The organism is Roseomonas sp. OT10 (assembly GCF_020991085.1).
In the GTDB taxonomy this organism is placed as follows: Bacteria; Pseudomonadota; Alphaproteobacteria; order Acetobacterales; family Acetobacteraceae; genus Roseomonas; species Roseomonas cutis.
The window spans coordinates 1,621,128-1,641,171 of sequence record NZ_CP087719.1 but is presented as its reverse complement, the minus strand read 5'-3'; the positions used below and the strand labels follow the sequence as shown (position 1 = coordinate 1,641,171).

The following is a 20,044-nucleotide window of genomic DNA, read 5'->3' as shown; positions in this document are numbered from 1 at the left end:
GGGGCCGGCCGGCCTATTCCGCGTAGATCATCTTCCGGGTCATGCCGCCGTCGCTGACGAATTCGGCGCCGGTGACGAAGCCGCTCTCCGGACCGACCAGCCAGGCGACCAGGGCGGCGATGTCCTCCACCCGCCCCACCCGGCCCGCCGGGTGCTGCGCATGGTCCCCGGGGCGAAGCGCCTCCCCCGCCACGTCGATCCAGCCGGGGCTGACCACGTTGGCCCGCACCTCCGGCCCCAGGCTGACCGCCAGCGCGTGGGTGAGCGCGAGGAGGCCGCCCTTGCTGGCGGCATAGCTCTCCGTATCCGGCTCCGACTGGTGCGCGCGGGTGGAGGCGATGGTGACGATGGCACCCCGCGCCGCCCGCAGCATCCGCTCCGCCGCCTGGGCCAGCAGGAAGGTGCTGGTCAGGTTGGTGGCCAGCACCGCGTTCCACTCGGCGAGCGTCAGCTCCCGGATCGGCTTGCGGATCATGAAGCCGGCGTTGCAGACCAGCGCGTCCAGCCGCCCCTCGGTCTCCGCGACGGCCCTGACCAGGGCCGCGACCTGCTGCGGGTCGGCCACGTCCGCCGGCACCGCCCGCGCCTCCAGATCGGCCGGCGGTGCCTTGCGGTCCGCGATCACCACCCGCCAGCCGTCGCGGGTCAGCCGTCGGGCGATGCCCAGCCCGATGCCATGCGCGGCCCCCGTCACCAGCGCCACCTTCGTCATGCCACCCTCCATCGCCGCGCGATGAACGGCGAGACCGGCGCCGGGTTCACCCCCGGCGCCAGGTGGTGCCCTGCGGCCCGTCCTCCAGCACCACGCCCCGCGCGGCGAGGCCGTCGCGGATTCGGTCGGCCTCCGCCCAGTCCCGCGCCTTGCGGGCGGCGAGGCGCGCGGCGATGGCCGCCTCGATCTCCGCCGCCTCGTCCGCCGCGTCGCCGCCGGCCCCGCCTTGGCGCCAGGCCACCGGATCGCTGCCCAGCAGCCCCAGCACCCCGGCCGCCTCGCGCAGCGCCGCCGCGGCCGTCGCCGGCTGCGGCAGGGCGTCGAGCCCCACCCGCCCCAGCACCACGCTGGCCGAGCCGCCGACGGCGCCAAGATTGCCCAGCGCCCGCAGGTCGCGCAGCCGGGCCAGGGCCAGCGGCGTGTTGAGGTCGTCGCCCAGCGGCTCCAGCGCCCAGTCGGCGAGGCGCGCGGCCAGTTCCGGCTCCGGCGCGGGGGCCTCCGGCAGCCGGGCGAGCAGGGCGTAGTGGTCGTCCAGCTCCGCCTTGGCGTCGTGCAGCCGCTCCTCCGTGTAGTCGAGCTCGGAGCGGTAGTGCGTGCGCAGCAGCAGCAGGCGGAACGCCTCCCCCGCCCAGGCCCCGTGCGCCAGGATGTCGCGCACGGTGCGGAAGTTGCCGAGCGACTTCGACATCTTCTCGCCGTCCACGCGCAGCATGCCGTTGTGCATCCACAGCGCCGCGAAGCGGCTGCCGGGGAAGGCGCAGAGGCTCTGGGCCAGCTCGTTCTCGTGGTGCGGGAAGAGCAGATCGTGCCCGCCGCCATGGATGTCGAAGCTCTCGCCCAGGAACTTCCACGACATGGCGGAGCACTCGATGTGCCAGCCCGGCCGGCCGCGGCCCCAGGGGCTGTCCCAGCCGGGCAGGTCGGGCTCGGAGGGCTTCCACAGCACGAAGTCGCCGGGGTCGCGCTTGTAGGGCGCGACCTCGACGCGGGCGCCGGCCAGCATCTCCTCCGGATCGCGGCCCGAGAGCTTCCCGTAGTCGGGGAAGGAGGGAACGCTGAACAGCACGTGCCCCTCGGCGGCATAGGCATGGCCGGAGGCGATCAGCCGCTCGATCAGCGTGACCATCTCGGCGATGGTCTCGGTCGCGCGCGGCTCCCGGTCGGGCGGCAGGGCGCCGAGGGCGGCCATGTCCGCGTGGAAATCGGTCGTGGTGCGCGCGGTGATCGCGCCGATCGGCTCGCCGCTCTCGCGGCTCCGCGCGTTGATCTTGTCGTCCACGTCCGTGATGTTGCGGACATAGGTAACGCGCGGGAACAGCCGCCGCAGCAGCCGCGCCAGCACGTCGAAGACGACGACCGGGCGCGCGTTGCCGAGATGGGCGAGGTCGTAGACGGTCGGGCCGCAGACATAGATCCGCACGTTCTGCGGGTCGATCGGGGTGAACCCGACCTTGCGCCGGCTGGCGCTGTCGTGGAAGCGAAGCTGCATGGCGGGTCAGCCCATGGAATGCGTCAGCCGCCGCACCGCGCGGTCGCGGCCGATCAGCGGCAGGAGGGCCTTGAGGTCCGGCCCGTGCTCCTCGCCGGTCAGCGCCCGGCGCAGCGGCCAGTACAGCGCGCGGCCCTTGCGGCCCGTGCGTTGCGCCAGCTCTGCGGTCCAGTGCGGCCAGGTGTCACCGTTCCAGGGCTCCGGCGGCAGGGTGTCGAGGGCGGCGCGGAGGAAATCCGCCTCCTCTTCCTGCACGGGGGGAAGGATATTCCCTTCCGCGACGTCCAGCCAGTCCTGCGCTTCCCCGACGGTGTCGAGGTTGCCGCGCACCGCGAGCCAGAACGCCTCCCCCGCCCCCTCGGGCAGGCGGCCGCGCACGGCCGCGTAGGGCAGGGCGTGCAGGTACTTCCGGTTCAGCGCCAGCATCTGCTTCGCGTCGAACCGGGCCGCGCTCTTCGACAGCCCGTCGAGCGACCAGCCCTGCACCATCTCCGCCGGCATGGCGGGCTCGGGGTCGCGGCGCGAGCCCAGGGCCGCGAGGTATCCCGCGATCGCCGCCGGCTCAATCCCGTCGCGGCGGAACTGGCGCAGCGAGACGGAGGCGAGGCGTTTGGACAGCGGCCCGCCCTCCGCATCGGTCAGCAGCGGCAGGTGGGCGAAGCGGATCGGCCGCCCCATGCCCAGCGCGCCCATGATGTCGAGCTGGATGCCCGTGTTGGTGACGTGGTCCTCGCCGCGGATGATGTCCGTGATCCCCGTCTCCAGGTCGTCCACCACGGAGGTGAAGGTGTAGAGGAAGGTCCCGTCCGCCCGCACCAGCACCGGGTCGGAGAGGCTGGGCAGCTTCACCCGCCGCTCGCCCAGCACCTCGTCGCGCCACGTCGCCTCGCCGCCCGAGAGCTTGAAGCGCCAGTAGGGCGTCTTGCCGTTCGCCTCGGCCTTGGCGAGTTGCTCCGCCGTCATCTTCAGCGCGGCGCGGTCGTAGACGGGCGGCTTGCCCTGGCGGCGGCGCTGTTCGCGCTTGAACTCCAGCTCCTCCTCGCTCTCCAGGCAGGGGTAGAGCCGGCCCTGCGCCTTCAGCTTCTCGGCCGCCGCGGCGTAGAGCGCGGTGCGGTCCGACTGGCGCAGGAACTCGTCCCAGTCGAGGCCGAGCCAGCGCAGGTCCTCCTCGATGGCGCGGGCGAATTCCGGCTTGGACCGCTCCGCATCCGTGTCGTCCAGGCGGAGGAGGAAGCGGCCGCCATGCCGGCGCGCGTGCAGCCAGTTGGCCAGCGCGGCGCGGGCGTTGCCGACATGCAGGTAACCGGTGGGGCTGGGGGCGAAGCGGACCTTCACGCCTCGTCCTCCTCCCCCTCATCCTCGCCGTCGCGGCGGGGGTCGAGGACGCGCCAGTCGCGCTCCTCCTCGTCCTCCGGCGGATAGGCGGCGAAGCCCGCCAGCTCCGTCGCGCTGGACCACGCCTCGTCGCCCGCGCCCAGCACGTCGGCGTCCTCGCCGAAGGCGAACCAGGCGGCGAGCACCTCCTTGGCATCCATCCCGCGCGCCCGGCACAGCTCGACGCTGTCGCGCACGTAGCGGCGGGCGAAGGCGTTGGCGTGCTCGGCGGAGACGAAGCCGCGGATGGTCTCCACCGGCTCCGATCCGTTGCCGCCGGACAGGTCGCGGATGCGGACGGCGAAGCCCGCCTCCTCGGGGACGGGGGGTAGGTCGTCGCTCATGGCAGGCTCGCAATCCTCAGGCGACGGGTTCGGGCTGGCGCCGGTCGCCGCGCGCCTCGGGCGGGACCGGCGGCGGGGCCCCGCCCGTCGCGGCGGCGGCCGTGTAGCCGTGGGTGATCGGGGCGCGCCGGTCCCGCCCGTTGGGGCGGGCGAAGAGAGTCAGGCCCGGCGGCGATTGGCGGCGCTTGTACGCGCCCTCGGCCAGCAGGCGCCAGACCCGCCGCACGGCCTCGCGGTCCAGCCCCTCCGCGACCAGCGCCTCCACCCCCGCCTCCCGCTCCACCAGCCCGTGCAGGATGGCGTCCAGCGCGGGCTGGGGCGGCAGGCCGTCCCGGACAGGGGGCGCCGCGATCGCCCGCTCCGGCACGACCGGGCCCTCCGGGCCCAGCAGGCCGGCGGGGCGGTTCGCGTTGCGCCAGCGGGCGAGGCGGAGGAGGTCCGTCCGGTACAGGTCCTTCAGGAGCGCGAAGCCGTCCCCGGGAGCGGCCTCCCCGACGGCCAGCCCGCTCCTGTCGACGGTGGCCAGCGGCAGGTCGCCCGTCGCGTCGGACAGCGCCAGCAGGGCGGCGGCGCGGGCGCGGGGCGGGATGGCCTCCCGGGCGGCCCCCTCCCTGGAATCCCCCGGTGGCAGGGGAGCCAGCGCGGGCGCAAGCAGGGCGGCGAAGGCGTCCAGGGCCGGGGCGAGCGGGACGGTCGCGCAGCGCAGCCCCAGCCGCCCGGCGCAGGCTTCGGCCTCCTCCAGCCGCTCCGCGGTGGTATCGGGGCCGGGCAGCAGGACGCCGCGGACCCGGCCGGCGCCCAGCGCATCCACGGCGCAGGCGGCGGCGAGGGCGGCGCCGGGGCCGCCGGCGAGATCCAGCACCACGCCGGGGCAGCCGTTCCGCTCCACATGGTCGCGCAGGCCCAGCACCAGGGCGCGCCAGGTCGCCTCCTCCTCTCCCAGCCAGGGCAGCAGGGGCCGCGCGGCGCAGCGCCAGCCGCCCTGACCGTCGCGCGACCAGTCGGTGACGGCCAGCGCCTCGGCGAAGGCGGGCAGCGTCGCGGCGAGGGAGCAGTCGGCGTTCAGCACGAAGGAGGCGCCGTCGGCGACCCCCTCCCCCAGCCCGCCGATCCGGTTGAGGAAGACGAAGGGCAGGCCGGTCTCCACCACCCGGGGCACCGCCCGCTCCACCCGGCGGTCGGAGCGGCCCAGGACGAAGGGGCTGGCGTGGGTCGAGAGAAGCAGCTCCGCCCCGCTTTCCGCCAGGGTTTCCGCCACCTCGGGGGTCCAGGCGTCCTCGCCGGGCAGCAGGCCCAGCCGGATGCCGCGGAAGGCCACCGGGCCGGGCGCGGGGCCGGGGTCGAAGCCGTCCTCCCCGGACGGCGCGTGCCTGGCCCGCCGCGCCACGACCCGGCCGCCATCGAGCAGGGTGACGGCGTCGAAGCGCCGGCCGCCCTCCGCCCAGGGGCCGCCGACCACCATCCCCGGCCCGCCATCCGCCGTGGCCGCCGCCAGCCGCGCCAGCGCCGCGTCGCAGGCGGCCTGGACGTCCGGGAGGCGCGGAAGATCCTGGGGCGCATGGCCGGCGATGCCCAGCTCCGGGGTCAGCAGCAGGTCGGCCCCCTGCGCCGCCGCCTCGGCCCGAAGCGCCAGGAGGCGGTCGGCGTTCCGCTCCATCGCGCCCGGATGCGGGTTGCACTGGGCGAGCGCGATCCGGAGCGTGTCGGGCGGGGCCATGATCCGGCCGAACCTAGGAAGGCGCCCCCCGGGGGTCAACGAAGCCGGCCTGCCCGCCGGGGAGCGATGTCCGCAAGGTGCCATCCGAATCGCGGCCGGACCCTGGTATGCGGCGACGGGCATGCCGCCCCCGCGCCCCGCCACCCCGCCCTCCTCGCCAGGCGATCCCCCGGCGGACGATCTCTGGGCCAGCCACCTCCCGGCGGGCGGCCGCTCGCCGGAGGGCACGGTCCGGGAGGTCTTCCGCGTCTTCCTGCTGCTCGGCCTGACCTCCTTCGGTGGGCCGGTCGCGCATCTGGGATACTTCCACGCCGCCTTCGTGGAGCGCCGGCGCTGGCTGAGCGAGGCGGCCTATGCCGAGCTGGTGGCCCTCTGCCAGTTCCTTCCCGGCCCCGCCTCCAGCCAGGTCGGCTTCGCCCTCGGCCTGCTGCGCGCGGGGATGCCGGGCGCGCTGGCCGCCTGGGCGGGCTTCACCCTGCCCTCCGCCACGATCCTGGTGCTGTTCGCGGCCTGGGCAGGCCCACTGGCGCAATCCCAGGCGGGCGCCGGCCTGCTGCACGGGCTGAAGCTCGCCGCCGTGGCCATCGTGGCCCAGGCGGTCTGGGGCATGGCGCGCAGCCTCTGTCCGGACCGGGCGCGGGCGGGGATCGCCCTCGCCGCCCTGGCCATGGCGGCCGCCTGGACCGGCCCGTCCGGACAGCTGGCCGCGATTCTCCTCGGCGGGCTGGCGGGGCTCGGGCTCTGCCGCGGCGAGGCCGGCGCCGCCCCGGCCGGCGCGCTGCCCGTGCCGCTGTCGCGCCGGGCCGGCCTGGCCTGGCTGCTGCTCTTCGCGGCGCTCCTCCTGGCGGGGCCGCTGCTGCCCGCGCTCGGTGCCGCCGGCCGCCTCTTCGACGCCTTCTACCGCGCCGGCGCCCTGGTCTTCGGCGGCGGCCACGTGGTGCTGCCGCTGCTCCGGGACACGTTGGTGCTGCCGGGGCTGGTGGCCGGGGATGCCTTCCTCGCCGGCTACGGCGCCGCCCAGGCGGTGCCGGGGCCGCTCTTCACCGTCGCGGCCTATCTGGGTGCCGTGGCACATCCCGGCCCCGGCGGCCTGGCGGGCGCCGTGCTGGCGCTGACGGCGATCTTCCTGCCGGGATTCCTGCTGCTGCTGGGCATCCTGCCCTTCTGGAGCGGGCTGCGCCGGCGCCCCGCCGCCCAGGCGGCGCTGCGCGGGGTGAATGCCGCCGTGGTCGGCCTGCTGGGCGCGGCGCTGTACGATCCGGTCTGGACGGGGGCCGTGCTGCGGCCGGCGGATGCGGCGGTGGCCGCGGCGGGCTTCCTGGCCCTGGCGGTCTGGCGCGCACCGGCCCTGCCGGTGGTGGGGCTTTGCGCCCTGGCCGGGCTGGCCTCCGCCCTCGCGCCCTGACCCGCCCCGGCCCCGTGACCCTACCCGGCCACCGTCAGCCGCCCCGCCGCCAGACCAGGGTCAGCATTCCCACGGAGACCAGCGCCACCCCCGCCAGCCCCATCCAGCCCAGCGCCTCGCCCAGCAGCGGCCAGGCGCCGAGCGCGGTCAGCGCCGGGACCAGCGCGGTGATGGCGGTGGCCGTGGTCGCCCCCAGCGCGTTCACCGCCCGGGTGAACAGGAAGCCCGCCAGCACCACGGCCAGGACGCCGTGGTAGAAGAACTGGAACAGGATCGTCCCCCAGCCCGCCTCGGCCATCCGGCTGGGCAGGGCCAGCCACCAGACGGGCAGGTAGGCGGGGGCGCAGAGCAGGGCGATGCACAGCGTGGCCGAGAGCGCCGGGACCTGCCAGCGCCGCACCAGCCGCATGTAGGCCAGCCAGGACAGGGCGGCGCCGAGGAAGAGCAGGTCGCCCTTCCAGGCGCCGGGATGGGCCCCGAAGGTGTCGCGTGCCAGCAGCCCCATGCCCAGCCCGGCCAGGGCCAGCGCCGCGACCTGCCGCCCCGTCCAGCGCTCGCCCAGCACCAGCGCGCCGAAGGCGGCGCCGAGGAAGGGCAGCGAGCCCGCCAGCAGCACCCCCGCATGCGCCGCCGGCGCGAAGAGGAAGCCGAGATAGGCCAGCAGCGGATAGCCGAGCCCCGCCGTCGCGGCGAGCGCGGCCGCCCGGCCGAAGCGGATGCGGGGGACCCCGCGCAGCGCCAGCAGCGGCAACGCGGCCAGGAAGGCGCCGGTGTAGCGCAGCGCCGCCACGTCCCAGGCGGTGAAGGGCTGGTGCCCGGCCAGGCGCGCGGCGAGGGGAAAGCCCGCCCAGACCAGCAGCGAGCCCAGCGCGCAGAGCAGGCCGATCCGCCACTCCCGTCTCTCGGCGGGGCTCGGCGCGGGGCGGGCGGGGTCGGGCATGCGGCCAGCCTGGGGGGCCGGCCGGGCGGCGTCCATGCCCGGCGCCGCACCCCTCGCCCGCGCCCCCGGGGGATTGTGGCGCTTGCAGCCGGGCCGCGCCCCGACGATGAAGGCGGCCATGAGCCATGCTGCCCTCCTGCCCGGCGACATCATCTCCTCCCTTTCCCTGGCCGATGCGCGGGGCGAGGCGTGGGACGTGCTGCAACAGTCCATCGCCCACCTGCACCGGGTGCTGGTCCTGCTGGCCGGGCCGCAGGACCGCCCCGCCCCGGAGGCGCTGGCGGCGGCGGAGGCGGAGGCGCGGCGCCGCGGCGGCGTGCTGCTGGTGGTGGAGGCCGGCCCGCCCGGCGGCGCGGCGCAGGCCGGCGGGGTGACGCGGCTGTTCGACCCGCAGGGCGCCCTGGCCCGGGCGCTGGGCTTCCCCCGGGGCGGGGTGGCGGTGCTGGCGCCGCGTGGCGGCCTGGGCTTCCTGGGCCAGGGGCCGGAGGCGCTGCGGCAGGCGCTCGACAGCCTGCCGGAACCGCGCGAGGGCGTGCTGCGCACCCCCGGCGCGCCGGTGCTGATCATCCCCGGCATCCTGGAGCCCGCGCTGGTCGCCGCCCTGCTTGCGCATTGGGAGAAGGGCGAGAAGAGCCGCAACCGTGTCGCCAGCGCGGCCGGGGCGGCGAGCGCGGCCGCGAACATCAAGCGCCGGATCGACGTGCCGCTGGACGACCAGGGCCTCTACGCCACCTTCCAGCAGCGGCTGCAACGCCGCGTCCTGCCGGAGATGGCCCGCGCCTTCCGCTTCCGGGCGGCGAGCTTCGAGCCGCCGCGCATCGGCTGCTACGACGCCGCCGATGCCGGGGCCTTCGGCGCGCACCGCGACAACCGCACCCCCTTCACCCAGCAGCGCCGCTTCGCGCTCAGCCTGAACCTCAACGCCCATGGCGTGGACTACGAGGGCGGGACGCTGCGCTTCCCGGAGTTCGAGCCGGATTTCTACGCGCCCCCCGTCGGCGGCGGCGCGGTCTTCGGCTGCGACATGCTGCACGAGGCGATGCCCGTCACGCGCGGCCGGCGCTTCGCTATCTTCACCTTCTTCACCGACGCGGAGGGCGCCCGGGCGGAGCAGGAGCTGATCCGCCAGCGCATGGCCGCCGGTGAAAGCGGCGTGGCGATGCGCTGAGGCATCGCCGCGCCGCCGTCGCGTCAGCCGGGCAGGCGGCCGCCCAGCTCATCCTCGATATGGACGCGGATGATCTCGTCGAAGCTGCCCTCCGCCCGGAAGCCCAGCGCCAGGGCACGCTTCGGGTCGAAGCCCTGCGGCCAGCCGGCGACGATGCCGGCGATGGTGGCGTCGGGCTCGCGGCGGATCAGCTTCACCGCCTTCTCCCCCGCGACGCGGCGCAACGCCTCGATCTGCTCGCCCACCGTGGCGGAAAGGCCGGGCATGGAGAGGGTGCGGCGCGCGCCCAGCGGCGCCGTGTCCAGCGTCGCCGCGTGCAGCAGGAAGCCGACCGCGGCGCGCGGGCTGGCGTGCCAGTGGCGCACGGATTCGTCGACCGGCAGCACCGCGTCCTTCCCCGACAGCGGCTCGCGCAGGATGTTGGAGAAGAAGCCCGAGGCCGCCTTGTTGGGCGCGCCGGGGCGGATGCAGATGGTGGGCAGGCGGATGCCGATGCCGTCGAGGAAGCCGCGCCGGGAGTAGTCGGCCAGCAGCAACTCGCCGATCGCCTTCTGGGTGCCGTAGCTGGTCAGCGGCGCCAGCACGTAGTCGTCCGGGATGGCCTCGGGCAGCGGCACGCCGAAGACGGCGACGGAGGAGGTGAAGACCACCCGCGGCTTGTAGGGGCCGTTGCGCAGACCCTCCTGCCGGATCGCCTCGAACAGGTCCCGCGTGCCGTCCAGGTTGATGCGGTAGCCCTTGTCGAAATCCGCCTCCGCCTCGCCGGAGACGATGGCGGCGAGGTGGAAGACCACGTCCGGGCGGCCGGCGATCATGCGCGCCGCCTCGCCGGGGGCGGAGATATCGGCGGCCCAGCATTCCGTGGGGATGCTCTCGGGCGCGTCCGGCGCCACCACGTCCACCAGCGACAGGCGGGACACCTGCTGCCCGCCGAGCTGCCCGTCCTTCGCCAGGCGCGCCACCAGCTTGCGGCCGACCATGCCGGCGGCGCCGACGACCAGGATGTGCATGCGCTTCCCCCTTGCTGCTCCCCGTTGCCGGGCGGGCCGCACTCTCGTCCGGGGCGGGGCGGGCGTCCAGAGCCGCCGGCTCAGCCCAGCAGGAGGCGCAGCGCATCCAGGCTGCGGCGGATCGCGGCGATCTCGTCCGTGCCGTGGCGCGGATGCAGGTAGTCGATCTCGACCGCCAGCAGCCCGTCATACCCCGCCCGCCGCAGCTCCGCGATGACGGCGGGGATGCCCACCACCCCCTCCCCCAGCGGCACGCTGGGCCAGGCGGCGAAGGCTCCCTCCGCCCCGGGCAGCGGCGCCACGTCCTTGACGTGCGTCGCCCGGGTCCAGGGGGCCAGCCGGCGCACCACGGCCAGCGGCTCCTCGCCCATGCGGACGTTGTTGGCCGTGTCGAGGCAGGCACCGAGCCAGGGGGAGTCGATCGTCTCCAGCAGCTCCGCCAGCTCCCCGGCCAGCAGGTCGATGTGGTTCTCGATCGCCAGGACCACGCCCTGCGCCTCGGCGGCGGGGAGCAGGCCTCGCAGCAGCGGCAACAGCAGCGCACGATGCTCCGGCCAGGAATCCGGGCGCGTGCGCCGGCCGCCGCAGCAGATGCGCATGACGCCGGCCCCCACGCGGCGGGCCATGGCCAGGTGGCGGAGCAGATCCTCCGCCGCCTCCGGCTTCCGCCCGGAGCCCAGCCCGTCGGGATGGCCCCAGGCCCAGACCCGCGCCAGCCCGGCCGCGTCCAGCGCCCCGCGCAGCCGGTCGAGGAAGGCCGCGTCGCCGGGAAGGTAGCAGCCCTCCAGCGAGACTCCGCCCGCCCCCAGCTCGCCGGCCAGGCGCAGGACGTCCCAGACCTCCATCCGCCGGCCCGGATCGCGCTCCAGCCCCGGGTAGCAATCGCCGAAGTAGCGGTGGAAGCAGTAGGAATCGATGGCCGGGATCATCTCAGGCCACCCGGCCCAGCGCGGGCGCGAAGAGGGGCGAGGCGCCGGAGGAGGCCGCCAGCTCCGCCGCCGCCTCCAGCAGTGCGGGGGCCAGGGCCTGCATCCGTGCCTCGGTCAGGCGGAAGCTGGGGCCGGCAACGCTGAGCGTGCCGCAGGGCTGCGCCGTCCCGGGCCTTCGGATCGCCGCGGCCATGGCGGAGGTCCCGGATTCATAGGCCTCCTGCACCGTCGCGAAGCCCCGCTCGCGGGCCAGGCGCAGACGGTCGAGCAAGGCCGGGATGCTGCGCGGCGCGCCGGGGCCGCTCTGCCCGGCCGGGGCGAAGCCCTGCCGCGCCACCAGCTCCAGCGCCGCCTCGTCGGTCAGGCTGGCCAGCCAGGCATGGCCGTTGGCGGTGCAGGAGAGGCGCACCTCCGCCCCCGCATCCGGGTCGGGATCGTAGCGCAGCCCGTGCCGCGCGCCCTGGGCCTTGGCCACCCAGGTCAGGCGGTCGCCGTCGATCACCGCGAGGCGGACCAGCTCCCCGGCGCGCTCCGCCAGGGCGTCGAGGATGGGCTGGGCGATGTCCGTGATGCCGTTGGCCGACAGGTAGGCGAAGGCCAGGGAGGCGATCCGCGCCGTCAGCCGGTAGGGCCCGCCCTCCTCGTCCTGGCGGACATAGCCGCTGGCCCGGAGGTCGCCGAGCAGCCTGTGGGTGGCGCTGCGCGGGATGTCCAGCCGGTCGGCGATGGCATGCAGCGGCAGGCCGCCGGCATGGGGGGCCAGAAGCTCCAGGATCGCAAGCGGCCGGTCGCGGGTGCTGGTCATGCGCGGGCTCCTTCGCGGGCATCCTGGCACCAGCGGAAAAATGGATCAACATTCCACTTGGAACATCATTCCATATCATCTACGAGAGCCGCGCCGCGGGTGACGCGACCCGGATGGAGGAACGAACCGCATGACCCTGACCCGACGGAGCCTGGCCGCCGGCCTGCTCGGTGCCACCGCCCTGCCGGCCGCCGCCCGTGCCCAGGGCACGCCGCCCTACCCGGCACGGCCGGTCACCATCGTTGTGGCCTGGGCGCCGGGCGGCGGGACCGACTACGTCGCCCGCCTGCTGGCCGAGCAGTTCGGCCGGGAGTTCGGCCAGAGCTTCGTCGTGGAGAACCGCCCGGGCGCGAGCGGCACCATCGGCCATGCCTCCGTCGCCCGTGCCCGGCCTGACGGCTACACGCTGCTGATGGGGGTGAACTCCACCTACGCCATGGCGCGACACCTGTTCGGCAACCGTGGCTACGACGACGAAAAGGACTTCGCGCCCGTCGGCCGGCTGGCGACCATCGCCGCCTATCTCTGCGTCCACCGGGATTCGCCGATCCGCAGCGTGGCCGACCTGGTCGCCGCGGCGAAGGCCGCGCCGGGCAGGATGACCTACGCCTCGCCGGGCGCCGGCAGCTCCGGTCACCTGGCGCCGGAGCTGTTCCTGAAGATGACCGGCCTGCAGGTGGAGAACATCACCTATCGCGGCGGCGCGCCGATGCTGCAGGCGATGCTGGCCAAGGAGGTCGACATGGCCTTCCTCGACGTCGTCACCGTGCTGCCCTACCTCCGCTCGGGCGAGCTGCGGGCGCTGGCCATCGGCAGCCAGGAGCGCCTCGCCCTCACGCCCGACATCCCCACCGTGGCCGAGTCCGGCGTCCCCGGCTTCGCCTGCAACACGGACTACGCGCTGCTGGCCCCGGCCCGCACGCCGGAGCCGGTGATCCGGCGCCTGCACGAAGGCGTCGCCGCCGCGCTGAACTCCCCCGCCGTGCGTGAGAAGCTGGCCGCCAACGGCTATGTCATCGAGCCCGGCGCGCCGGAGCAGTGGCCCGCCTACCTGGCGGCCGAGAGCGCGAAATGGGGCGACGTGATCCGCACCCGGGGGATCACCATCGAGTAGCGGGCCGCCCTTGACGCTGCCCGGCAGGGAGCGCGCCATGCGCCCCGGCGGGCAGCACGACCCGCCGCGCGAGGAACGCACAGGAACGCCGCCATGGGCCGCACCGCCATCGTCACCGGGGGAGGCTCCGGCATCGGCGCCGCCACCGCCCGCCTGCTGCTGCGCCAGGGCTGGCGGGTGCTGGCGGCGGACCGGAACGCCGACGCCCTCGCGGCGCTGGCGGCGGAGCAGCGGGACGCGCCGTTGCGGACGGCCACGCTGGACGTGACGGACGCGGCGGCGGTGGCGACCCTGGTGCGCGAGGCGGCAGCGGGCTTCGGCCCGCTGCGGGGCCTGGTGAACTCGGCGGGGATCGGCGCGGACACGCCCTTCCTCGACACCACGGCCGAGCAGTTCCGCCGTATCCACGAGATCAACGTCGTCGGCACCTTCCTGATGGCCCAGGCCGTCGCCCGCACGCTGCGCGACCGGGGCGAGGCACAGGGTGCTGCGATCGTGAACATCGGCTCCGTCTCCGGCCTGCGCGGCAATCCGGGGCGGGCGGCCTATGGCGCGTCCAAGGGCGCGGTGGCGAACCTGACGCAGGTGATGGCGGTGGAGCTCGCGCCGCTGGGGATTCGGGCGAACCTCGTCGCCCCCGGCCCGGTGGAGACGCCGCTGGTGGCGCAGCACCACACCGCCGCCGCGCGGCAGGGCTGGGTCGAGGCAGTGCCGCTGGCGCGCTACGCACGCCGGAGGAGATCGCCTCGGTCATCGCCTTCCTGCTGGACGAGGCATCCGCCTACGTCACCGGCCAGATGGTCGCCGTGGATGGCGGCTTCACCGCGCGCGGCATGCGCAACGACGCCGGCTGAGCCCGGCTCATACGGACGGCGGGATGACCTGACCCGTCGTGCTGTGGTGTTCGGGCGGCGGACCGGGAGGGGACGCCGTCCCCTCCCAGACCCTCCCCTGCCGGGGCCACAAGCGGGCCCCGGACCCCGCTGGGAGTTGGTTCTTCGCGGTTGCCGTCAACCTGCGGGCTGAACCCTGGCGGAACACGGACAGGCGGGACTCTGAAAGAAACATCAAAGGCGTCAGCGAGTCCTGCGGCCGTCCCCGCCGAGGAGCCATGCTCCTCGGTGCCTCGACCCCGTCGCAGGCTGTCCCGCGGCAGCGCCAAATGGGTCCAGGGCCCGCAGGGTCCTGGCGGAGTGGGGGTACGGGGGCGAGGCGGAGCCTTGCCCCCGGGCTACAGGCTCACCCCACGCCGGTAGACGTCGACGCAGTGTGCTGGGCGTCTCAGAGCGGTCCCTTGAAGACGAAGAAGGCGCCGAGGGCGATGAAGGCGAAGCCGACCGCGTGGTTCCAGGTCAGCGCCTCCTTCAGGTAGAGCACGGAGAAGACGGCGAAGATGGCCAGGGTGATGACCTCCTGCATCGTCTTCAGCTCGGCCGCGCTGTAGGCGGCATGGCCGATGCGGTTGGCCGGCACGGCGAAGCAGTACTCGACGAAGGCGATGCCCCAGCTTGCCAGGATGACCAGCCACAGCGGGCGGTCCGTGAACCGCAGGTGCCCGTACCAGGCGAAGGTCATGAAGACGTTGGAACAGAGCAGCAGCAGGATCGGCAGCACCTTCACCATCGTGGCGCTCATGGCTCGGATTCGTTCCCGCAGGGGTAGGAGGGACTCCAGGCGTAGCAGAGCCCCGTGCCACGCGGCAGCGTGCCGCCCTGCCGGGGCGGCCCGCGCAGCCGGGGATGGCAGGGCGGGCGCCCCGGGGGCGTCAGCCGCGCAGCAGGAACTCGCGCCCGACCTTCACGCGCGGCACGCCGTCATAGGCGACGATGTCGGCGGTGGCGTAGGTCTCGCTCCAGACGTCGGGGATGAAGGAGCCGGTGCCCACCACGTCGACGGGCGCCCGTGCCTCCGCCATGACGCGGCACTTCGCGACCGAGAAGCCGGAGGAGGCGATGATCCGCACCTTCGGGAAGCCCGCCTCGTCCATCACCTCGCGCATGCGCCAGATCGCCGCCGCGGACACGCCCGTGCCGACCAGGTAGCGCAGCTCGGCTTCCGTGCGGTAGCGGCGGATGGCGCCCGGCACGTGCCGCTCCAGCACCGCGTAGGACTGCGCGGGATCGAGTCCCTCCAGGAAGCGGCCGCCATGGGTGTCGAGCCGCACGGACAGCCGGCCCGCCGCCGCCAGCTCGGGGAAGTGGCGGCAGACCTCCAGCCCGTCCGTGACCTCCCGGCCGAAGTAATCGGTCAGGACGGTCAGATCCTCCTCCGGGAAGGTCTCGTGGAACAGCTCTGCGGCGCGTAGGGTGGAGCCGGCATAGCCGATCAGCGCGTGCGGCATCGTCCCGCGTCCGCGCGGCGCGCCGAACCAGTGCGCCGTGCCGTCATTGGCATTGCCGATGAAGCCCGCCGCTCCCTCGCGCTGCGCCGCGGCGCTGCCGACGGAGGCGGCATAGGCCATCATCTCCTGCATCTCCGCGCCCGCGCAGTGCCGCGCCTCCATGGCGAGGAAGGGAACCTGCGGCAGCTCCAGGCACATCTGATAGGCGTTCTGCGCGGCGACGCAGGGCGCGCCGAGCTTCTGCAGGATGATCGTCTCCAGGTCGGCGAGATGCACGAAGGATCCGGAGAGGTAGAAGATCGGATCGCCGGCGCCGACCCACTCGCCCTCGGGGTGCATCAGCTCGACGTCGAAGGCGGTGCCGCGCGCCCGCGCGACCTCGGCCAGCCAGTCCAGCGCCAGCCGCGGGGCGGAGACCACCGGCCGGCGCAGGAAGACGGCATAGGTCACCCGGCAGTCGCCGTGGCGCGCGACGATCGCCTTGGTGCGGTTGAAGTAGCAGTCGGTGCGGGCGGAGACGGCGGTCTCCGCATCCGGATCGGCGATGAACCCATCCATCCCGGCGCCCTCCCCGTCCCGGCTACTGCGCGGCCTGCAACGGCAGGGCCGGCGCGCCGGGACGGCGCGACTTCAGCTCCTCCGCGACCAGGAAGGCCAGCTCCAGCGACTGCTCCGCGTTCAGCCGCGGGTCGCAGGCGGTGGCGTAGCTGCGCGACAGGTCCGCCTCGGTCAGGCGGTGGGCGCCACCCAGGCACTCCGTCACGTCCGCGCCGGTCATCTCGACATGCACGCCGCCCGGCCAGGTGCCGGCCGCCTGGTGCACGTCGAAGAAGCTGCGGACCTCGCGCAGGATCGCGTCGAAGGAACGGGTCTTGTAGCTGCCGGCGGCCACGGTGTTGCCGTGCATGGGGTCGCACAGCCAGGTCACCTTGCGCCCCTCGGCGGCCAGCGCCTTGACCAGCGGCGGCAGGTGCTCCTCGACCTTGCCCGCGCCCATGCGCGCGATCAGCGTCAGCCGGCCCGGCACGTTCGCCGGGTTCAGCCGCTCGACGAGGCGCAGCAGGTCGTCCAGCACCGTGGTCGGCCCGACCTTCAGCCCGATCGGGTTGGCGACGCCACGCAGGAACTCGACATGCGCGCCCTCCGGCTGGCGGGTGCGGTCGCCGATCCACAGGAAGTGCGCGGAGCAGGCGTAGTGCTTGCCGCGATGGGTGGAGGGCTCTCGGGTCAGCGCCTGCTCGTAGCCGAGCAGGAGCGCCTCGTGGCTGGTGTAGAACTCCGTCTCGCGCACCTGCGGCGCCTCGCTCATGCCGCAGGCGGCCATGAAGCGCAGCGTCTCGTCGATGCGGTGCGCGAGATCCTGGTAGCGTTCCGCCAGCGGCGAGCGCGCGACGAAGGACAGGTTCCAGCGGTGGACCTCGTGCAGGTCGGCGAAGCCGCCGGTCGCGAAGGCGCGCAGCAGGTTCAGCGTGGCGGCGGACTGGAGATAGGCGAACTCCATCCGCGCCGGGTCGGGCACGCGCGCGGCGGCGGTGAATTCCGGCCCGTTGACGATGTCGCCACGGTAGGAGGGCAGCACCTCGTCGCCCTTCTTCTCCACGTCCGAGGAGCGCGGCTTGGCGAACTGCCCGGCCATGCGGCCCAGCTTCACCACCGGCAGGGAGGCGCCGAAGGTCAGCGCCACCGCCATCTGCAGCAGCACCTTGAAGGTGTCGCGGATGCCGTCGGCGCGGAAGTCGCCGAAGGATTCCGCGCAGTCCCCGCCCTGGAGCACGAAGGCGCGGCCCTCCGCCGCCTCGGCCAGGCGCGCGGTCAGGCGGTCCACCTCGCCCGCGAAGACCAGGGGCGGGAAGGAGGCGATCTTCCCCTCCACGGCCGCGAGGCGGTCGCGATCCGGATAGTCCGGCACCTGCCGGATCGGCATCTCGCGCCAGGAGCCGGGAGTCCAGTTGCCGGAGGTCCGGTGGCGGTCGGTCATGGCTTTACGGTTACGCTTCCGTGGACGGGGGCGCGGACCATAGACGCCGGGCCAGGGGAGAGGAAGCCGCGTCCGCCGCACCCCTGCCCCGGCGCGTGTCGCGGGGAGCGGATGCGGCCCTCCGCGCCGGCGTCCCCAGGGCCCGCCCGGTCAAGCGGCGTCGTCCGCCGCCTCCTCCTCCTCGCCGCCGACGGTGCGGGCGGGAGAGCGCAGGGTGACGAACTCCTCCGCCGCCGTCGGGTGGATCCCGATCGTGGCGTCGAAATCCTCCTTGGTCAGCCCGGCGCGGACGGCGATGCCGATGCCCTGCATGATCTCCGGCGCGTCCTCGCCCAGCATGTGGGCGCCCAGGACCTTCCGGCTCTCGGCGTCCACCACCAGCTTCATCAGGGTCCGCCGACCCTCGCGCTTCGTGATGGTGTGGCGCATGGGGGTGAAGCGGGTGGTGTAGATCTCCGTCCGGCCGCGCTTCTCCGCCTCCTCCTCGGTCAGGCCGACGCTGCCGATGGGCGGGGTGGAGAACACGGCCTTGGGCACGTTGTCGTAGGAGGCGCGGCGCGGGTTCTTGCCGAACAGCGTGTCCGCCAGGGCATGGCCCACGGCGGTGGCCATGGGCGTCAGGTTCAGCCGGTCCGTCACGTCGCCGATGGCGTAGACATGCGGCAGGTTCGTCGCGTGGTCGTCATCCACCCGGATGGCGCCACGCTCGTTGGTCTCGATGCCGGCCGCCTCCAGCCCCAGCCCCTCGGTCGCCGGGTCGCGGCCCACGGCCAGGAAGACCGCATCCGCTTCCAGCACCTGGCCGGAGGCGAGGGTGAGGATGCGCCCGTCGCCCGCGGCCTCCAGGCTCTCGATCTTCTGGCCGGGGAAGACGTCGATCCCCTGCGCCGCCAGGGCGTCGGCCAGCGCCTCGCGCATCTCCTGGTCGAAGCCGCGCAGCGGCAGCTTCTGGCGGTAGGTCAGCTTCACCTTCGACCCCAGCCCGCAGAGCAGCCCGGCGAACTCCACGCCGATATAGCCGCCGCCGACCACGATCACCGTCTCCGGCCGCTTCTCCAGCGTGAAGAGGTCGTCCGAGATCAGGCCGCAATCGACGCCCTTCAGGTCGGGGCGGGAGGGCCGGCCGCCGACGGCGACGACGATACGCTCCGCCGTCACCCGCTCCTCGCCGACCTGCAGGGTATGGGCGTCGAGGAAGCGGGCATGCGCCTCGAACACCGTCGCCCCCGCCCCTTCCAGCAGCCGGCGGTAGAGTCCGTTCAGCCGCGCCACCTCCGCGTCGCGCGCGGCGCGCAGGACGGACCAGTCGTGGCCATGGCATTCGATGTCCCAGCCGAAGGCCTTCGCATCCTCGGCCCAGGGTCCGTACTCCGCCGCCTGGACCATGATCTTCTTGGGCACGCAGCCGACATTGACGCAGGTGCCGCCCCAGAACCGCGCCTCGGCGATGCCCACCCGGGCGCCGTGCCCGGCGGCGATGCGGGCGCAGCGCACCCCCGCGCTGCCGCCGCCGATGACGAAGAGGTCGAAGTCGTAGGCCATGGGGGCTCCCCGGTGTGTCGGGAAGCAAGGTCGGGTCGCGGGCCCCCGGCGGCAAGGCTTGCCGGGGGGGGGTCCGGCCGGCAGCAGCCGCAGGGCCGGCGCCTCCGCCAGAGGCCGTGCCGGCGTTATGGAAAGGGAGGCCCCGCCGGATGTCCGGCGGGGCCTGCCTCGCGTGACCTCAGGCGGCCAGGGGGGCCGGGAGCAGGGCCTCGGCGCGCGCGGCGAGGCGGGCGCGCAGGGCAGCCGGCAACTGCCGGTGCGACTTCGCCCGCGGCAGCGCCAGCTCCGCCATCTCCTCCGCCCCGCCCGGATGCTCCGCCCAGTTGTCGAAGCTCCGCCGCGCGGCGTTGTCGATGAAGCTCTCCGCCGCCACCCCCTCGGCCAGCACCAGCGCGTGGTCGGCCAGCTCCACGTGGTAGTAGGTGAAGCGCTCCGGCATCGCCATCTCGCGGGTGATGCTGCGGCCGTTCACCAGCGCCCCGGCCTGCACCAGCACCCCGTCCAGCAGCAGCGCATGGTCGGCCGAGACCAGCAGGTCGCGCACCGGCAGCCCCTCGCCCAGCGCCCCGGCGGCGATGCGCACAGGGGCCACGCGCAGCGGGTCGGCGAAGGCGGTGCTGACCGTCTGCCGGCCCAGCCACACCACCGGCGCCTCGCGCCCGTCATGGGTCAGCACCAGGTCGCCCGCCCGCAGCTCCTCCACCGCCACCTCGCCACGCGGCGTCGCGATCAGCGTCCCAGACAGGAAGCAGATGACGAAGGAGGCGCCGGTATCGATCCCGACGGTGTCGCCGATCGTCAGTTCGGTGTTGGTGAAGATGAGGGCGTTGCCGCCCACGTCGAACAGGGCCCCGTCGCCAGCGGTCCCGTAGAAGGTCGAGGTGATCCCGCTACCGACCGAGGAATCGATGACGGCCGTGTCGCCGGGGGCCAGCGTGCCCAGGGCTCCGCCGTCGATGACGGCCTCGACGAAGCTGATGTCGTCGAGAATCGCGCCGGTGGCGACATCGACCGTGTAGGTAAAGGCATAAGTCCCGACGGCCACGCGAACCCTCCTGCACCCGTTTCGGATGCGGCAAGAGTGCCATCGGAAGCGTAACAGATAAAGCTATATTTCACATTCCGTTCAGCCGCACGCAATGGTTTCCAACGCCCTGGCACCACACGCCCGTCGCG

At 74.4% G+C, this 20,044-nt stretch carries 17 protein-coding genes and 1 pseudogene; 4 read left to right on the top strand and 14 right to left on the bottom strand.

The window, feature by feature from the left end; genetic code table 11:
* Positions 1-13 precede the first annotated feature (13 nt).
* Genes LPC08_RS07585 through LPC08_RS07565 form a run of 5 tightly spaced genes read right to left on the bottom strand, consistent with a single transcriptional unit; the run spans position 14 to position 5,636 of the window.
* On the bottom strand, positions 14-712 hold the full coding sequence (locus LPC08_RS07585; RefSeq protein ID WP_230452096.1) for an SDR family oxidoreductase: 699 nt from the start codon (positions 710-712) through the stop codon (positions 14-16).
* Positions 713-758: 46 nt separating this feature from the next.
* Positions 759-2,201 (bottom strand): cysteine--tRNA ligase, encoded by a 1,443-nt coding sequence (cysS, locus tag LPC08_RS07580; RefSeq protein ID WP_230452095.1) that lies wholly within the window; start codon positions 2,199-2,201, stop codon positions 759-761.
* A 6-nt stretch (positions 2,202-2,207) separates the two neighbouring features.
* Complete coding sequence (gltX, locus tag LPC08_RS07575; protein ID WP_230452094.1) at positions 2,208-3,536, bottom strand: glutamate--tRNA ligase; 1,329 nt, start codon at positions 3,534-3,536, stop codon at positions 2,208-2,210.
* Positions 3,533-3,919, bottom strand: coding sequence for a hypothetical protein (locus LPC08_RS07570; RefSeq protein WP_230452093.1), 387 nt, complete (start codon positions 3,917-3,919; stop codon positions 3,533-3,535). The genes gltX and LPC08_RS07570 overlap by 4 nt, the downstream gene beginning before the upstream one ends.
* A gap of 16 nt (positions 3,920-3,935) precedes the next feature.
* The gene (locus tag LPC08_RS07565) at positions 3,936-5,636 is read right to left on the bottom strand and encodes a nitrilase-related carbon-nitrogen hydrolase (protein ID WP_230452092.1); all 1,701 of its coding nucleotides are present in this window, start codon (positions 5,634-5,636) and stop codon (positions 3,936-3,938) included.
* A gap of 121 nt (positions 5,637-5,757) precedes the next feature.
* Between LPC08_RS07565 and chrA the strand changes: the two genes are divergently transcribed.
* A complete protein-coding gene (gene chrA / locus LPC08_RS07560) occupies positions 5,758-7,041 on the top strand; it encodes a chromate efflux transporter (protein WP_230452091.1) in 1,284 nt (427 codons plus the stop codon).
* 34 nt (positions 7,042-7,075) lie between these two features.
* Here the strand turns inward: chrA and LPC08_RS07555 are convergent, their stop codons facing one another.
* The gene (locus LPC08_RS07555) at positions 7,076-7,981 is read right to left on the bottom strand and encodes a DMT family transporter (RefSeq protein ID WP_230452090.1); all 906 of its coding nucleotides are present in this window, start codon (positions 7,979-7,981) and stop codon (positions 7,076-7,078) included.
* Between the two features lie 118 nt (positions 7,982-8,099).
* Here LPC08_RS07555 and LPC08_RS07550 point away from each other — a divergent pair, with 118 nt between their 5' ends.
* Positions 8,100-9,149: a 2OG-Fe(II) oxygenase gene (locus LPC08_RS07550; protein WP_230452089.1), complete on the top strand. Its 1,050-nt coding sequence runs from the start codon at positions 8,100-8,102 to the stop codon at positions 9,147-9,149.
* 23 nt (positions 9,150-9,172) lie between these two features.
* On the opposite strand, the gene denD is transcribed toward LPC08_RS07550, so the two are convergent.
* The 3 genes from denD to LPC08_RS07535 all read right to left on the bottom strand — a co-directional run bounded on the left by denD (position 9,173) and on the right by LPC08_RS07535 (position 11,893).
* Complete coding sequence (gene denD / locus LPC08_RS07545) at positions 9,173-10,159, bottom strand: D-erythronate dehydrogenase (protein WP_230452088.1); 987 nt, start codon at positions 10,157-10,159, stop codon at positions 9,173-9,175.
* Positions 10,160-10,239: 80 nt separating this feature from the next.
* Positions 10,240-11,088 (bottom strand): sugar phosphate isomerase/epimerase family protein, encoded by an 849-nt coding sequence (locus LPC08_RS07540; RefSeq protein WP_230452087.1) that lies wholly within the window; start codon positions 11,086-11,088, stop codon positions 10,240-10,242.
* 1 nt (position 11,089) lies between these two features.
* Entirely contained in the window at positions 11,090-11,893 is an 804-nt protein-coding gene (locus LPC08_RS07535; RefSeq protein WP_230452086.1) for an IclR family transcriptional regulator, read from the bottom strand.
* Between the two features lie 130 nt (positions 11,894-12,023).
* Between LPC08_RS07535 and LPC08_RS07530 the strand changes: the two genes are divergently transcribed.
* Together LPC08_RS07530 and LPC08_RS07525 are read left to right on the top strand one after the other, a co-directional pair.
* Complete coding sequence (locus LPC08_RS07530; RefSeq protein WP_230452085.1) at positions 12,024-13,007, top strand: Bug family tripartite tricarboxylate transporter substrate binding protein; 984 nt, start codon at positions 12,024-12,026, stop codon at positions 13,005-13,007.
* A gap of 93 nt (positions 13,008-13,100) precedes the next feature.
* Positions 13,101-13,861 (top strand): annotated as a pseudogene (locus LPC08_RS07525) (SDR family NAD(P)-dependent oxidoreductase).
* 427 nt (positions 13,862-14,288) lie between these two features.
* On the opposite strand, the gene LPC08_RS07515 reads toward LPC08_RS07525, so the two are convergent.
* The 5 genes from LPC08_RS07515 to LPC08_RS07495 all read right to left on the bottom strand — a co-directional run bounded on the left by LPC08_RS07515 (position 14,289) and on the right by LPC08_RS07495 (position 19,913).
* Positions 14,289-14,642, bottom strand: a complete 354-nt coding sequence (locus tag LPC08_RS07515) for a DMT family protein (RefSeq protein ID WP_230452084.1) — start codon at positions 14,640-14,642, stop codon at positions 14,289-14,291.
* Positions 14,643-14,772: 130 nt separating this feature from the next.
* Positions 14,773-15,906, bottom strand: coding sequence for a beta/alpha barrel domain-containing protein (locus LPC08_RS07510; protein ID WP_230452083.1), 1,134 nt, complete (start codon positions 15,904-15,906; stop codon positions 14,773-14,775).
* A gap of 22 nt (positions 15,907-15,928) precedes the next feature.
* Positions 15,929-17,326: a class II 3-deoxy-7-phosphoheptulonate synthase gene (locus tag LPC08_RS07505; protein WP_230452082.1), complete on the bottom strand. Its 1,398-nt coding sequence runs from the start codon at positions 17,324-17,326 to the stop codon at positions 15,929-15,931.
* A gap of 150 nt (positions 17,327-17,476) precedes the next feature.
* The gene (gorA, locus tag LPC08_RS07500) at positions 17,477-18,868 is read right to left on the bottom strand and encodes a glutathione-disulfide reductase (protein WP_230452081.1); all 1,392 of its coding nucleotides are present in this window, start codon (positions 18,866-18,868) and stop codon (positions 17,477-17,479) included.
* A gap of 178 nt (positions 18,869-19,046) precedes the next feature.
* Positions 19,047-19,913, bottom strand: a complete 867-nt coding sequence (locus tag LPC08_RS07495; RefSeq protein ID WP_230452080.1) for a Hint domain-containing protein — start codon at positions 19,911-19,913, stop codon at positions 19,047-19,049.
* Between the last annotated feature and the right edge of the window lie 131 nt (positions 19,914-20,044).

What these genes read in the sequence shown, in the direction of transcription:
- LPC08_RS07535 (WP_230452086.1), bottom strand. Translation starts at nt 11,893, where the DNA reads ATGACCAGCACCCGCGACCGGCCGCTTGCGATCCTGGAGCTTCTGGCC.
- LPC08_RS07550 (WP_230452089.1), top strand. Translation starts at nt 8,100, where the DNA reads ATGAGCCATGCTGCCCTCCTGCCCGGCGACATCATCTCCTCCCTTTCC.
- LPC08_RS07505 (WP_230452082.1), bottom strand. Translation starts at nt 17,326, where the DNA reads ATGACCGACCGCCACCGGACCTCCGGCAACTGGACTCCCGGCTCCTGG.
- LPC08_RS07585 (WP_230452096.1), bottom strand. Translation starts at nt 712, where the DNA reads ATGACGAAGGTGGCGCTGGTGACGGGGGCCGCGCATGGCATCGGGCTG.
- LPC08_RS07510 (WP_230452083.1), bottom strand. Translation starts at nt 15,906, where the DNA reads ATGGATGGGTTCATCGCCGATCCGGATGCGGAGACCGCCGTCTCCGCC.
- gorA (WP_230452081.1), bottom strand. Translation starts at nt 18,868, where the DNA reads ATGGCCTACGACTTCGACCTCTTCGTCATCGGCGGCGGCAGCGCGGGG.
- LPC08_RS07515 (WP_230452084.1), bottom strand. Translation starts at nt 14,642, where the DNA reads ATGAGCGCCACGATGGTGAAGGTGCTGCCGATCCTGCTGCTGCTCTGT.
- denD (WP_230452088.1), bottom strand. Translation starts at nt 10,159, where the DNA reads ATGCACATCCTGGTCGTCGGCGCCGCCGGCATGGTCGGCCGCAAGCTG.
- LPC08_RS07555 (WP_230452090.1), bottom strand. Translation starts at nt 7,981, where the DNA reads ATGCCCGACCCCGCCCGCCCCGCGCCGAGCCCCGCCGAGAGACGGGAG.
- LPC08_RS07570 (WP_230452093.1), bottom strand. Translation starts at nt 3,919, where the DNA reads ATGAGCGACGACCTACCCCCCGTCCCCGAGGAGGCGGGCTTCGCCGTC.
- chrA (WP_230452091.1), top strand. Translation starts at nt 5,758, where the DNA reads ATGCCGCCCCCGCGCCCCGCCACCCCGCCCTCCTCGCCAGGCGATCCC.
- LPC08_RS07530 (WP_230452085.1), top strand. Translation starts at nt 12,024, where the DNA reads ATGACCCTGACCCGACGGAGCCTGGCCGCCGGCCTGCTCGGTGCCACC.
- cysS (WP_230452095.1), bottom strand. Translation starts at nt 2,201, where the DNA reads ATGCAGCTTCGCTTCCACGACAGCGCCAGCCGGCGCAAGGTCGGGTTC.
- LPC08_RS07540 (WP_230452087.1), bottom strand. Translation starts at nt 11,088, where the DNA reads ATGATCCCGGCCATCGATTCCTACTGCTTCCACCGCTACTTCGGCGAT.
- LPC08_RS07565 (WP_230452092.1), bottom strand. Translation starts at nt 5,636, where the DNA reads ATGGCCCCGCCCGACACGCTCCGGATCGCGCTCGCCCAGTGCAACCCG.